At 39.6% G+C, this 14,322-nt stretch carries 8 protein-coding genes; all 8 read right to left on the reverse strand.

All coding sequences use genetic code 11. From position 1 onward, the window contains the following. Nucleotides 1–8: 8 nt before the first annotated feature. Nucleotides 9–1,832, reverse strand: coding sequence for an arylsulfatase (locus A3EM_RS0100675; protein WP_044237163.1), 1,824 nt, complete (start codon nt 1,830–1,832; stop codon nt 9–11). A gap of 124 nt (nt 1,833–1,956) precedes the next feature. After that, nucleotides 1,957–3,393, reverse strand: a complete 1,437-nt coding sequence (locus A3EM_RS0100680; protein WP_020526228.1) for a sulfatase family protein — start codon at nt 3,391–3,393, stop codon at nt 1,957–1,959. 57 nt (nt 3,394–3,450) lie between these two features. Then, nucleotides 3,451–4,809, reverse strand: coding sequence for a sulfatase (locus A3EM_RS0100685; RefSeq protein ID WP_157637692.1), 1,359 nt, complete (start codon nt 4,807–4,809; stop codon nt 3,451–3,453). Nucleotides 4,810–4,833: 24 nt separating this feature from the next. After that, nucleotides 4,834–7,650, reverse strand: a complete 2,817-nt coding sequence (locus A3EM_RS0100690) for a heparinase II/III domain-containing protein (RefSeq protein WP_044237039.1) — start codon at nt 7,648–7,650, stop codon at nt 4,834–4,836. A gap of 224 nt (nt 7,651–7,874) precedes the next feature. Beyond that, nucleotides 7,875–9,329 carry a sulfatase family protein gene (locus A3EM_RS0100695; protein ID WP_044237040.1) on the reverse strand — a complete coding sequence of 485 codons (1,455 nt, stop codon included), beginning with the start codon at nt 9,327–9,329 and terminating at the stop codon, nt 7,875–7,877. Between the two features lie 7 nt (nt 9,330–9,336). Then, complete coding sequence (locus tag A3EM_RS0100700) at nt 9,337–12,078, reverse strand: endo-acting ulvan lysase-like protein (RefSeq protein WP_020526232.1); 2,742 nt, start codon at nt 12,076–12,078, stop codon at nt 9,337–9,339. Continuing rightward, nucleotides 12,075–13,451: a right-handed parallel beta-helix repeat-containing protein gene (locus A3EM_RS0100705; protein ID WP_020526233.1), complete on the reverse strand. Its 1,377-nt coding sequence runs from the start codon at nt 13,449–13,451 to the stop codon at nt 12,075–12,077. The genes A3EM_RS0100700 and A3EM_RS0100705 overlap by 4 nt, the downstream gene beginning before the upstream one ends. A 16-nt stretch (nt 13,452–13,467) precedes the next feature. Beyond that, nucleotides 13,468–14,265, reverse strand: a complete 798-nt coding sequence (locus A3EM_RS0100710) for a DUF1961 family protein (RefSeq protein WP_157637693.1) — start codon at nt 14,263–14,265, stop codon at nt 13,468–13,470. Between the last annotated feature and the right edge of the window lie 57 nt (nt 14,266–14,322).

The following is a 14,322-nucleotide window of genomic DNA, read 5'->3' on the forward strand; positions in this document are numbered from 1 at the left end:
CTTAATATTTATAACTTTTCAATAACTGCATAATAAGCCCCGATTTCAGTATTATCATCGAGTGTGAACCAGGTTTGAAGCTTAGACTCTCCTTTCTTCAGATCTATGATAAATTCTACAAACTTTTCATCTGGATTAACTACTGAGGACAATTCCATAGCTTGAATAGCTATTCGGGCTTTATTTATAGTAAAAGCTTTCCCTTTTTTGCTTTCGTTTACGCTTGTGCCAGGAATAGCAGGGCGAGCAGGAGCCTGGGCATTTAAAGCCAAACCTGATTCCTCTGGCCATCGGTAAAGCTTAATATTATAAGTCCCACTTTCAGCCACATTAACTAACCAGTAACCATTATCTATATACCCGGCCCTGATATGTCTTTGTGACCATGGGCTGTCTTTATCAGTGTGCCAGTCGTGGCAAAATAAAGTACTCGGGTTTTCAGCCTCGTGCCCGATAATAATAAAGGGCTGGTCGCTATAACCCTGAGAAATTTCTGCCCACCATTTGTCATAAGCGGCTTTTAGTGTGGCCAGTTTTTGTGGATTTTGATCTGCCACATTGCTGCGTTGTTCCGGATCAGACACCAAATTATAAAGTTCGGTTCCGTTAATTAACCGCCAGCTTCCCTGCATTAGGGAGGTTCTTCTCCAGGGTTCGGGGACTTCAATTCTTTGGGAATTTGTTATAATTACTCTGTCCTTAAAATCCACATTGTTTCCATTGATTAATGGAATCAAACTCTTCCCATCAAATTTTATCGACTCACTTACCTTCAGTTTACATAAATCCACAAGTGTGGGAAATACATCAAAATGAGCTGTTAATTCATTGATATCCTTCCCTACTGTAATTCCACCATTTTTCCAATGGATAAAAAGTGGAACTCTGTGACCACCTTCATACATACTGGCTTTTATGCCACGCATTCCTGCATTATATCCTTTCACAACAAATCCATCCAAACGATGGCCCTCAATCTTTGCTCCCTGAGCAGTCCCGTTATCGGTAGTGAAAATAATGATGGTGTTGTCCATCAGTTCCACCGATTTTAAATAATCCACCAATTTTCCTATGTTTTCATCGATGTTGGCTATCATGCCATAAAATGGTGCATGGTTTACATTTTCATTTTCCTTATAAGGAGCTGAATACTTATCCTCCACCCAGTATGGAGAATGGGCGGCATTGGTGGCTAAATAGCAAAAAAATGGTTTGTCTTTATTTTCTCCGATAAACCTTTTGGCATTTTCAAACCATACATCTGTACAATAGCCTTCAAATTTTTGATGCACCCCATTGTGTACATAAGTGTCGTCAAAGTAGTCATTATCCCAATAGTCCATGGTTTGACCGATACCCCCACCACCGTGAATCAGTACTTCATCAAAACCTTTATCCTGTGGCCTGAATGGATAATTATCACCCAAATGCCATTTTCCAAAAATAGCAGTGTGGTAACCATTTTCTTTAAAGACCTGTGCCATAGTCGTTTCCCTTTCCAAAATAAGGGAACGCCCGCTTATGGTATGCCATACCCCCGTCCTGTTGTTGTGATGCCCTGTTAAAAGGGCTGCACGAGTTGGCGCACAGGTTGGACTTACATGATAATCTGTGAACCTTGCACTTACCGAATGAAGCTGGTCAATATTTGGTGTCTGAATATGTGGATTCCCTAATGCCCCAATATCCCCATATCCCTGATCATCTACCAGAATTAGAATTACATTTGGTTTTTTCTCATCAGTATCAGCCAATCCCTCCTCAATATTTTTACATGAAAAGCAGAAAAAAGACAATTGGAAAATGACTAAATAGTAAATAGTTTGTTTCATCAGTTTAAAATTTGTGAAGCAGGCCAATTTGTACCCAAAATGAGGCTGGCATACCAGCTTAATCATTAGATTTTGTAAGCCTCAAAAGTAAATCAGTTATAGCCTGTTGCATCTAGCCTTTTATTTAATTCCTTTTCCAAATATGGCTGTCTGCCAGAAGTTTCGCATATTCTTCCTTCAGACGTTTTTTCTCTTCCTCAAACACCTCAGGATATTTCGAAGCCACATTCTCAGTTTCACTTTTATCATTTTTCATATTAAAAAGTACAAAATCAGTAAGTTCAGCCTCTTTTACAAAAGCCTCATTTCCATCATAAAGATTATTAATTTTTGGCAGGTAAGTCGTGTCATTTTTCAACATGGCCATCATTTTCCAGTCACCATCCCGCATAGCAACCATATGATCGTTGAGGGCATTGTAAAAACTCCAGATCAAGGGTTTGCTTCGTACAAATTCTCCCTTTTTAATAAGAGGAGAAAACGATTCCCCATCAATTGTTCTTTGGGGTAATGAAGCCCCCGATAATTCGGCAAAAGTGGGTAAAAAATCCAGCCCGGAAACTACTGCATCTGAAGTCCCCTGAAAGGCTGCATTCCCCATCCAGTATACAATTCCAGGCACTCTAAACCCGGCCTCAGTAGTCCACAGTTTCATTCCCTTTAGTGCTCCCGGAGATCCATAAGACCGCTTTGCTCTTGAATATCGGTTTAAAGTTTCGGGACCATTGTCAGAGCTAAAAACTATCAGGGTATTCTCTCCATGGTTTTGTTCTAAAAATTCAACCAGCCGCCCAACAGCTTTGTCCATATTTTCCACATTGGCAAAATATTGCGCCTGATTTTCATTTTCCGAATCTGAAAGATACTTGTCTACCAAATTTTTTGGAGAAGCAATCGGTTCATGAGGTTCGTGAAAACAAACCTGGAGATAAAATGGTTTTTCACCCTTTTTAGCAGTTAACCATTGAATGGCCTCATCAACTACAATCTGGCAACTGAAACCTTCAATTTCTCCAACATCTTCTCCATTACGAACAAAGTTTTTGGGATTTTCATGGCTTGGAGCGGCATTATTATGAGTGGCAAACCAATGATCAAAACCAAAGTGGTCCGGTCTGGGCTGCGCATCACTATTAAACTTTGAATTACAATGCCATTTACCAGATAAACAGGTCGCATATCCCACTTCTTTTAACATGGCAGGAATGGTGGATTCATGTTCCTGCAAATGCACCAAATCCCTGTTATCCTCACTTTTCTTTGGTCCGGGAATAAAATCATAAACACCTGCTTTATTTGGACTTCTGCCAGTAAGCAAACCCACTCTAGAAGGTGAACATACCGGAGCAGCGGAATAATAATTAGTCAGCTTTATACCTTTGGCAGCCAATCCGTCAAGATTTGGCGTTTGAATAATGGAATGACCGTAAGAAGATAAATCTCCATAACCCAAATCATCACAAAGGATGACTACTATATTGGGCTGATCATTTTCTTGTTTACATGAAAAAAATGTAGATATAAAAACTATTGAAAGTATTGCTAAATGTAATGGCTTCATTTTTTACTATTTTCCTAATTTTAATATTTTCAAAAATATGCAGGATGTACTAATCTTCTAATTAGAAACTGTTTCTACACCCGTGCGAACTTCATTTTCCCACTGAATTAGTTTTTGCTGCATTTCCTTTACCAACTCGGGTTCTTCATCTGCCAGGTTAACTGATTCAGCAAGGTCATTTTCCAAATCATATAATTCAAGCACTTCTTTTCCATCTCTGGGAATTACTATCAACTTCCACTTCCCGCTACGCATGGCTTTTCTGTTTTTAAAACTCCAAAAGAGGTCTCTTTTGGGAAGTATGGTTTCATTCAGGAGCATGTCCTTAATACTAATACCATCAATATTTTTATGGGTAGGAGTGCCACCGGCAAAGTCTACCAAAGTCGGAAGGAAATCCATGGACATCACCTGATCATGATTTACTTGCCCTGATCTGATTTTACCCTGATAACTTATGATTGCAGGGACACGGTGACCTCCTTCATAAATCGAAGCCTTGAATGATCTAAGTCCTCCACTATCCCCCCGACCCGCTGCTGCACCATTATCTGAACAAAAAATGACAATTGTATTTTCAACAAGTCCTTCATCCGTAAGTGCTTGCATCACGTCTCCTACCCCCTCATCCATGGTTTCTATCATCTCCTTATAGATAATTTGGGTGCTGTCTTTCGGAACTTTTCTAATGTATTTCCCACTGCCTTCTTTCCTTACAGGTTTATCATTTCTACCCTGAATAGGATAATGTGGCGCTTCCTGTGAAAGGTATAGGAAGAATGGTTTACCTGTCTTGGAAGGGTTATTTTTTCTTATATAATCAATGCCGTGCTGGGTAATCAGGTCGGTAGTATAACCTTTTTCATCTTTTAACGCTTTATTGATCCACCAATCAAAATAGCCTTCCTGGTCAATATGGGAATGATAGTCCACATTTCCACTCACAAAACCGGCAAAATCTTCAAATCCCTGATAGGTAGGATTGAATTTTTCAGCATATCCCAGATGCCATTTGCCATACATCCCACAGGCATATCCCAGTTTTAATAATTCTTCGGCCAGTGTGGTTTCATTTAAACTTAAACCCACCTCCCTATGATTGGCTGCAGTAATTACCCCTTCAACTCCTGTTCGTTGTTGATACATTCCGGTCATTAAGGCAGCTCGGGTAGGACTACAAACCGGCCCATTTGAATGGAAATCGGTGAACTTCATACCACCGGCAGCCAAAGCATCAAGATTTGGGGTATTCAGTGTAGAACTCCCGTAACAGGAAAGTTCTCCATAACCAAGGTCATCAGCCATGATTAAGATGATATTTGGCCGGTTATCTTCCTTTTTAGTTTTACCGTTCTTGCTACAAGAGGATAAAATTAAAATGCCAAGAAAGTAAAGCAGGTACGTTTTTAATATCATAATTTTAAATTCCATTTTCATTTTTTACTTACCATTACTTTGCTCCGAAATAATTACTGCTTTTTGGTAAGCCTTTGTTAACCTAAATTCTATCTGATTGGAATTTGAACGGTTAATATTCCCCCTGCGCTCTATCTTCGTTCCATCCTCATTATATAAATGAATAATGGCTGGAGTAAAATCAGCTGTGATGGGGGCTTTTATGATAACAGGCACATCATTTTGCACCCAAAATCCCTCTGCCTGCTTTTCAACCGACACCGTTGCTGCAGTTCTTATTGCCAATATTTCCCATTCTTTGTACTTAAGTTGGTACATACCCGAAGCGAATAAAAAATCAATTTCACTGGCATCCTCCTTAGTTCTGGTAACGGATAGCAAACCTTTCTGGTAAAGGTCTTCTTCTGTCAATACGTCATTTGCCGAAGTGGCCGCAGCAATATGGTCGTAAGTTATGCCATCGGTATGCTGCACAGTTATTTTTTGGCCATTGGGATTTTCAGGAATGGCCCTGAAATCTACTTGTTTAATAGGATTATTTCCTTCCAGATATGGATTGAAAACCAATACATATGGCTCATTCCAAGCGGCTTCCTTTCTTCTTAAAATTAAAGTGGGCATTTCCTTATCTATAAGCGACTCAGGAGCAGTCCCTTTTTCAAGTGCATTACTTTTAGGACTTTTTACGGCAAACAGGGTTTGGTTTTCATGGCCTTTTATCCAGACTTGCATTACATTATCTGGTTGGGTATTTTCTTCAATTTTAAATACAGCTTTAGCATCCCCACTCATCGAAACAGCGTGCTTCTCAGTGAGGTAATCATATGCTTTTAATTCCCCATTTTGAGAAGTAAGCTCCTTAGTTTTCTCCAAAGAAAGTGGTTGATCATCAGCATCATACAATTCCAAAGCATGCCCTAAATTATGATAGAAATAATCGTGCTTTTGTTCTCCTTCTTGTTGCTTTTTTGACCTGAAAATATCCAAAACATAGCCCTCTCCTGAAGGTGTATTTATCATAGCTGTTAACCGTTGTTGGCTGGCATGGGTTTTAGGTTCTATAAATGAAAAATTACCATAAGCTACTTTAGTGAAAAGTGGATTTAAGACACCTGATTTTGGGAAATGATAATCCAGACTAAAAGGATTATAGCTACGCATATTCGGGTAGGTAGATTTTCCATCAACCACCACGGTATTGTGAGCTGGCATTTGGGAGTAGTATTCCTTAAAATCAGGACTCCAGTAACTTTTACCTTTGCCTTTGTCAGGAGCAAGTACATAATTATTGGCAAAGAGTTCCATCGAAATGCCATTAGCATGGGTATGATTGCCGTAAGATCCCACCATCGAAACCATCATGGCTTTATCTCCAGCCCCTAACCGCTGGATAAACATACTTACATTTGGCGCATAAAATGTGGGTGTAGTCAGTTGAGAAACACCTCCTTTTTCTGTTGAGGAGATATTTGGCAATTCGTCCACATAAAAGTTGAGTTGTAATAAGTTTTTTACATTACGCTTGTATATTCCATCTTCAATAAAAGGTTGAAGCAGTGAAGTGATGAGTTGCGCCTGCTCCTGTTTGTGGTACTTTTGATAATTGGCAATCAGCAATTCCAGGTTTTCAAAAGGGATCGTTTTATGACCACCATCTCCAAAACCTACAGTATATCCACTGGGAAACAGGTATTGAAAACAGGCTAATGCGGCTTTTTCAATAATGGGGAAATTGGCTAATTCATTGGTATTGGTCACATTATCCAACAAAGCCAGTATTTCAAGCAAAGTTGTATTCACGTGCATGGAATAGGCTGGAGACTCTGGCCAAATCCCCGTTTCCTGATCATATACCAACAAGGCCTCTTTAATAGCAATCTGGCGGGGAGTGGATTCATCGAAAGTATATTTTAAATAATACTGTTGCCCTTTGCCATTTTCATAATGATCATCATTTTCAAGTGCTAAAGCGATATAGGTTAAAAACCTAGCCTGAAATAAATTCCAATTATTATCAGGTATACCATATTTTATAATTTGATCACCCCATTTCTGAAACACGGCTGCTGTATTACTTAAATCATGCTGTTGATCCACAAAATAATTGTACAGGTAATCATAACTTATTACCAGTTGTTGCACTGCTTTTTCATGAATCACTTCAAAAGTTGCTAGGCCTGAAATAAACCTCTGATTGGATTCATCCAATACTTCAGGAGGATTTCGGTGGTGCATTCCATTGATATAAGTAAAAAATACGGGAGTGGCGAGTTGTGCATATTGCGCTTCTCCTGTCAACCAATATAAGAAGGCAGCATCTTCTACTATACCTAAAACACGTTGGTTTATGCCCTCAATAATGTGTCCTGTTTCAGATGGGTGTATCCATTCCTTTTTACCCGTATTTTTATTTTCTAAATAATACCCTCGCTCATCATCAAAATAAGGCTCTACTTCTTCCAATGCAGGCTTTTTATAGTCTGTTGCCCAATCTCTCGTACCTGAGTAACGCACTGTGGGCACAGGTGCTTCACCATCGGAATGGGAAAAATCACCGCCTTTTAGGTATACATTCGAATGTTTAGTTTTCCAATTCATTTGCAGGCGAGAAACTAACCAGGTAGAATCCTGCTCACATAATTGAATGTATTTGGCTACTTCTTGTTTTTTTCTTTCTATAAAATCCTTTTTCCAGGATACATTGGCGAAGGATGCTATTGCTGCTGACTTTGAAGCATCACTGTTATAAATTCGTGGATGTGAATTATTTGCCTTTTGTGCATTTACTAATGTAGCGTACCCTATTAATAAGACAATCAATAAGAGTTTACGTCTTTTCATATTTTTTTAGTTTTTAACTATCCCGAACTTTATTGCCGGTGATCAGTTTCGAATTAATAGTAATTCTGCCAATTCGTGATGGATATATTATTCAAAACAATGGACAGTCCCTTGTTTGAGGTATAAATTCATACTTAAACTCCAGGTAGATTGTCTGTTTTCCTGGTACAGTTCACCTATTCCAAATGGTTCATTTCCACATTTAAAATTATTGCAGATACTTCTCAGTCAGCCTGATCCCAAAGCCGATAAGGATCATCGTTGGCTTTCATTTGTTCCCATAAGACTACTTCCATCTCTTTTAGTTTATCAGCATTTTTGGGGTTGTCTGCAAGATTGGTCTGCATTTCTCCTGTTTTCCCATGCTCAGGTAAATATTCATTAGGGTTTTCCGCTAAATTAAAAAGCTGGGTTTTTCTCAGTGACCCTTCTAAAAGATCATATTTTATCAGTTTCCAATCCCCCTTTTTCACCGTGCGCATGCCAGGTTTCGAGCCACCACAATACACCCCATACTGTACCTCCCTGATGAATTCTTTTTCTCCATCCAGTACAGGTTTAAAACTTGTACCCTCCACTGTTTCAGGAATTTCAATACCTGCCAGTTCGCATACAGTCGGTAAAATATCCAATAAATAAATGTTTCCTTCCACCTGTTGGCCTGCCTTTATGCCAGGTCCTTTCACAATAAATGGCACGCGCCAGGTATGTTCATACAAATTCTGTTTTCCCATGAGTCCATGCCGGCCGATTGACATTCCATGGTCGGAAGTATAAATGATATAGGTATTATCCAACTCCCCCATTTCTTCCAGCTTTTTCAATACTTTGCCCAGCTGAATATCAATATTTTCTGAACAGGCATATTCCCTTCCCAACTCATTTCTTACAGTTTGCTCATCTCTTCTCTTCCAAACTCCGCTTACCCTTTCTTCATCCCTGAGTTCTAAATGGCCATGATGGAATGGGTGTGCTGGCAGATAATTTTCCTGCAAGGCGGGCTGCTTTGGATTAGCAGGAGGAAAACTACTGGTATCTTTGTGGTTTACCGCTCCATATTTTGCAAGAAGCTCAGGGGTGCCATTTCTTGGATCATGTGGATGCGAGAAGCCAAAATAAATAAAAAATGGATCTGATTCCTGATTCAGTTCCCTTTCTCCTAAATAATCTAAAACCTGCTTTGCATGCCATGCACTTCCACTTTCTTCCGTTCCTCCTCTCTTCGTAGCATCTTTTATCACAGCAAACTGCTTATTAGCCCCCGGGTATGAATTACCTTTTTTACAGGTTCGCATCGTTTTATATCCTGCTCTGTTAAACACCGCCCCAATGGTTTGTTCATCGATTGGATGTGGATCTGTTTGCTTTTGAAATTCTGCACTTGGGGGCAAATGCCATAAAGTCCGTCCACTCATAATCATATGCCTTGAAGGGGTACAAACTGCTCCATTCATGGAGCCCATGTGTCGGGCACTATGAAAAACCATCCCGCTTTTTGCCAAATTATCAATTGTAGGAGTCTCCAGAATGGAATTTGGATCATAAGTTTTTAAATCAAAAGGAGACTGGTCATCTACCAGGACAAATAAAAAATTAGGTTTTTTAGGTTCATTTTCACAAGCCATGATGAAAACCAACACCAATAGCCAGGCAGGAATCCACTTAAGAAACATCTTCATTTTTTTATTAATCTAATTGTACAGTTCTCAATTCACCTGTCTCAAATTTTTTCACTTTTTTCCCATCCGAAATGCTTACAGGCACTTCATTATGCAATTTCCATTGTCCCTGCTTATATTCCAAAATCGCATTTCCTTTTTGGGACGCAGAGATTTGGTAACCCCTGGCTTTCAGTTGGGTTCCATTGCCCATAAAAAGTATAAAATCCTCATTTTTTTCAGTTCCAATAAGGGCATAAGTAGCATCTGATGACATGTTTTGGTAACTGGCAATTGCTCCATTATCCGAGGAGAATACAAAATCCTCTCGTCCAGATTTATGTTTAATTTGCAAACCAGCAAAAGCCTTATGGCCATTTTCATCCTCAAAACTGTTTATGGAGGAAATGCTTTTCCCTTCCCCGGAAGTAAAGGGTTCGTACACTGAAATAAAGGGATGTTCCCAGGCTTCACCATGCTGTCGAGCTGCAAAGGTTAAATAAGGTTGTTTGTCTACCTCATAAGGAATTCCGCTATTGTGCCTGAATGACTTGCATGGGGGTGATTTTATGGTAAATACCTCCCGACCTTCGGTACCTTTCATCCAAAGGTTCATGAACACATTTTCACCACCGGGCATGGCAATTTTCCACTCTGCCTGATAGTCTTCCGATGTACATACCGATTTTTTATCCCACATATAATCCAATGCATACAGATGTCCTCCGGCAAAAGCCATCTCTTCACTGTGTTTTAGGTTCAAAGTATTGCCCTCGGCATCGGATACCTCCATACTTTGCCCCAGGTTGTGATAGAAATAATCATGGAATTTATCTCCCTTTCTTTGTTTTTTCGAGCGAAACACATCAATGTAATACCCCGTACTTTCACTTGTTTTTACAATGCTCACTGTTCTGTTTTGATCACTGCGGGTTTCGGGCTCCAGGAAATAAACATCCGAATAAGTAATGTTTGGATAGAAACCATGTTTTTGTTCCGACTTTGGGTATTCCCCCATCAAATCAAAAGCATGATAACTTAACATCTCGGTATAAGAGGATGCACCATCTACCATTACCGTATTATGGGCAGGAAACTGGGAATAATACTCCAGGTAAATGGGTTGCAGATAACCTGCTCCTTTTCCCGGATCTGCCCCCTGCACAAAACCTTTTCCGTACAACTCCATGTTTATTCCGTTGGCATGCATATGATTGCCAAGTGAACCATTTAAAGAAACCATCATTCCATCTTTTCCGGTACCCATTCGCTGTATATGCCAGCTCACATTGGGTGCATAAAATGTCTGCGTAATATAATCACTTTTGTTACCCGCTCCATATTTAGGATTTAATTCCAAAGGTTTACTTGTAAAAAAGGAGGAGATATTTGCCCCTGGTCTTCGGTCCCTCCTTTTTTGCCCATCTTTCTCCTCAAAAAGGCGGTACAAGGCAGTAAATTCTTCTTCCAGTTTTTCATCCTTATTTTTTTGAGCAATTCGAATCATATCACTCATGGCTTCTGAACTAATGGGACCGTAATAGGAATCGCCAAAAGCTACGGACTGCCCATTGGGGAACAGGTATTGAGGCAGCATTTTTACCGCTTTTCCCATCACCGGAGTGTATGGTAAAATATTATGATCGAAAGTATTATCGAAATCCCGGATAAAATTAGTCAGGTCTTTGGTTACTCCCTGGGCATATCCCGGACATTCGGCCCAAACCCCGTTATTTTCATCATAGCCATAATCCATAAATTTGCTCAAAGACCATTGCCGGGCAGAAGTCACATTCAAAATATAATCGATATAATATTCCCGGCCCTTTTTATCCTCATAATTGATATTGTCCTGTAATACCATGGCCGCCTTTAAAATTATTTTGGCCTGATGCAGATTCCAGTTATTCTGTGGTACCCCATTTTTAATAATCTGGTCTGTCCATCGCTTTATGGTTGTATCATAACCGGCAATTTTAGCTGCATGATTTGCTTCAAGGAATGGATGTAAAAAATCGTAGAGTTCGGCTATATCTTTCAAAATACCTTCATGAATCACCTGAAAGTTGGTAAACCCTACAAGTGTTTGAATATGGCCATTGAGTAAATCGATGGGTTCTTTTCTATAGTACATTCCTGCCATATAGGTATCAAACACATCGAAGGCAAATTTGGCAAATCGATCATCTCCTTCCAGCCAATAAATAAATGCAGCATCACGGGCAAGTCTCATAATTTCTTCGTTTATGGAATAGACTATCCTGCCGGTTTTTGATTGCGCTACCCATTCAAAAGGCTGTCCTTCCTTACTTCGGTTGGGTAAATACAAACCACGTTCATCGTCCATATAAGGTAAAATATCCTCCAGTTTCGGTTTTCCATAAGGTGTGGTATAATCACGGGAACCCGCAAAACGAACAGTAGGCACAGGAGCTTCTCCATCAGCATGGGAATAATTTATGCCATTAATGTAAATATTGGTGGCTTTGGTTTTCCAATGCATTTGCAGGCGGGAAACCATCCATTCCGGATCATCCACATGACGTTCCACATGTTTATCAATTCTTTTATGAATTCCTGAAAGCACTTCCTTTGCCCAATCTTCTTCCTGTATGGTTTCTTCCAGGTCCTTTTTTTCCTCCTGGGTAATATACAACCGTGGGTAACCTTGCTCCAGATTTGTAGGAAGGGGGATTTTCACTCGATCCTGGGCAATATTCCAACTGGCCAGAAAGGTTAAAAAAATTAAAACTGTAATGCTTTTTATCATTTTAAATACTCTTTTAAGACTTCTCCCTGGCTTTTTATTTCAGGATTTTCGGTACCTGGTAAAAGCAGGACCTTTGTTTCTGTTTGGTTCTCCAATCTGATATTAGTGGCATGAATTACAGCATTCTTTTTAAAATTCCCATACCCTTCTTTAGTAGAAAGTTTTATCTTCATAACTTCCGGAATAAAATCGGGATTGGAGGTGGTAATGACTACCTGATGATTTGTTCCATTTATTTTTGCCAGCATACTATTGGCCAGTCCTTCTCTACTTTCTAATATTTCCATTTCTACATAAGCATTTTTGGCATTAGTATATGGAATACAAAAGGCTTCAGCATACTTTGCATCAGAACTGCAGTTAATCAAAGTATCGGCATTGCCTACGTTGAATCCAGTTGCCACACAGTTGGTTACCCGGCAATCGATCACCTTGTCTCCTGAAGTGCTAAGCCCGGTACAAATTCCTCTGCGCATGTTAGTTACGGTGCAATTTTTTATGGTTGTATTTTTAGTAGGCTGCCCTCTCATATCAGGATACATCCGAATACCATCTTCACTCAATGAAATGACTTCACCGGGCAAAATTTTGCCATCTTCGGCTACGATTGTCCCTTCAATGTAACCTCCTTTCCCTGCATAAAAATCCTTATCATAACAATAGCCCGATGTTTCAGCCAGAATATCATCGGTGAAGCAGAGCAGGCCATCTACATGGCAATTTTCAATTAGGGTGTTTTCGGCCCCTTGTAAAAAAATGGCATGTCCCATTGCACGCATGTGGACTTGACATCCAATTAATTTCACATTTTTTGCAGGATATCCTATTCGGATTCCATTCATTTTCCGTACATCACCTCCACCTAAACCATAAAGGCTACCATAGCCCCAGGGGCTGGACCCGGCAGTTCGTACTTCCACATTTTTTAAAGTAACATCCGAACCTATAATATTAAACATTTTGTTTTTGCTCTGTCTGCCGGGTTTGCCTCCATATGTTTCTATATACAGCCCTTCCATGATCACATTGTTCCCGGAGATTTCAATTGCACAATAGAGTTTATTGTCTGTTTTGCCTGGTTTCAAATTGGTTAAACTGAATAATTTAGTGTCCACCATGATTCTTACTTCTGTCAGGTCATAGTGGGAATTATTTCCGGTAAACTCCATGAAACGAGTACTCAGGGTTTTATCAATATTGTAGGAGCCTTTTTTCAACCTGACCTTCACATTATCCTTTCCGGCAAATTCCCGCAACTCGGCAAGACTTCCAATTAAAATAAAACCATCTCCGTCTCCCACCTTTTCTGCCAGGGCCCAATTCATTCCCAAAAACAGGAGGCTAATGATGTAGCATAATAGTTTAATCTTCATTGCTAATGTCAATTAATTATCTTGTAAATACTTTAAAGTCACTGTATTGAGCGGAGCGGGTAAACATGTGGCGTAAACCAATCCGCCCTTCTTTTGGAGACTGATTCTCAGCCAGGTCCCAGGAATATAATTTCTCTTCAGCACCTTCCCCTTTTACACTAAAATGAAGTTTAGTTTCTGTTTTGATAATAGTGATTTTATAAGTTTCACCCGGCAGGAATAGTCCGGTTTTAAAAAATGCCGGCAGGATTTCGGTTTGCCCAAAATTACTTTCCTCAGCCGGGTATTTTCTCACCCTTATGTAATCATTTTCCGGATCTTCGTTCACCATAGGAAATGCTGCATAACTGATGTGCAAAGGATTCATGTTGTAATAATATTTGCTCATGGTGGGTACTTCCCGGTACTTATTCCATTTGGTGATATCCTTGCCCCTACCTGCCTTCCCAATTCCCTGAGCCTGTATGTACAAAATGTTCACATTCACTATTTGGGAATCCGTTCGGGTGTAGTTGTACTCTATTTTAATATCTCCTTTAAAGGATTTTTTTGTCCACAGAACCGTATGGTGCGCATCATTTCGGTTGACTGGACCAGCAATTAAATTCATCCCGTTTTCGTTTTGCTCCACTGTTGAAATTAATCCGTCTTTAAACCAATTTTTTTCCCAATTGCTCGTGCAATCGTCTGAAAATTTAAGTTTCCATTCTGTAGAATTATTCAGGCTGTTAAAATCCTGTTGTCCCTTTACCACATTACCTACCCATAGAAAAAGAAGTAAGACAAGGAAGGAAAACAAGGCTGGATTTTTCATATTCATAAGGATTTGACAGAAATCTTAAGGTTATAAATCATTTTTTCAGCTCCAAAT

Origin of the sequence: Flexithrix dorotheae DSM 6795, from assembly GCF_000379765.1 — a bacterium.
GTDB lineage: Bacteria > Bacteroidota > Bacteroidia > Cytophagales > Flammeovirgaceae > Flexithrix > Flexithrix dorotheae.

Coding starts and splice junctions, on each gene's coding strand:
- A3EM_RS0100675 (WP_044237163.1), bottom strand. CDS start 1,832: ATGAAACAAACTATTTACTATTTAGTCATTTTCCAATTGTCTTTTTTC.
- A3EM_RS0100710 (WP_157637693.1), bottom strand. CDS start 14,265: ATGAAAAATCCAGCCTTGTTTTCCTTCCTTGTCTTACTTCTTTTTCTA.
- A3EM_RS0100705 (WP_020526233.1), bottom strand. CDS start 13,451: ATGAAGATTAAACTATTATGCTACATCATTAGCCTCCTGTTTTTGGGA.
- A3EM_RS0100700 (WP_020526232.1), bottom strand. CDS start 12,078: ATGATAAAAAGCATTACAGTTTTAATTTTTTTAACCTTTCTGGCCAGT.
- A3EM_RS0100685 (WP_157637692.1), bottom strand. CDS start 4,809: ATGATATTAAAAACGTACCTGCTTTACTTTCTTGGCATTTTAATTTTA.
- A3EM_RS0100690 (WP_044237039.1), bottom strand. CDS start 7,650: ATGAAAAGACGTAAACTCTTATTGATTGTCTTATTAATAGGGTACGCT.
- A3EM_RS0100680 (WP_020526228.1), bottom strand. CDS start 3,393: ATGAAGCCATTACATTTAGCAATACTTTCAATAGTTTTTATATCTACA.
- A3EM_RS0100695 (WP_044237040.1), bottom strand. CDS start 9,329: ATGAAGATGTTTCTTAAGTGGATTCCTGCCTGGCTATTGGTGTTGGTT.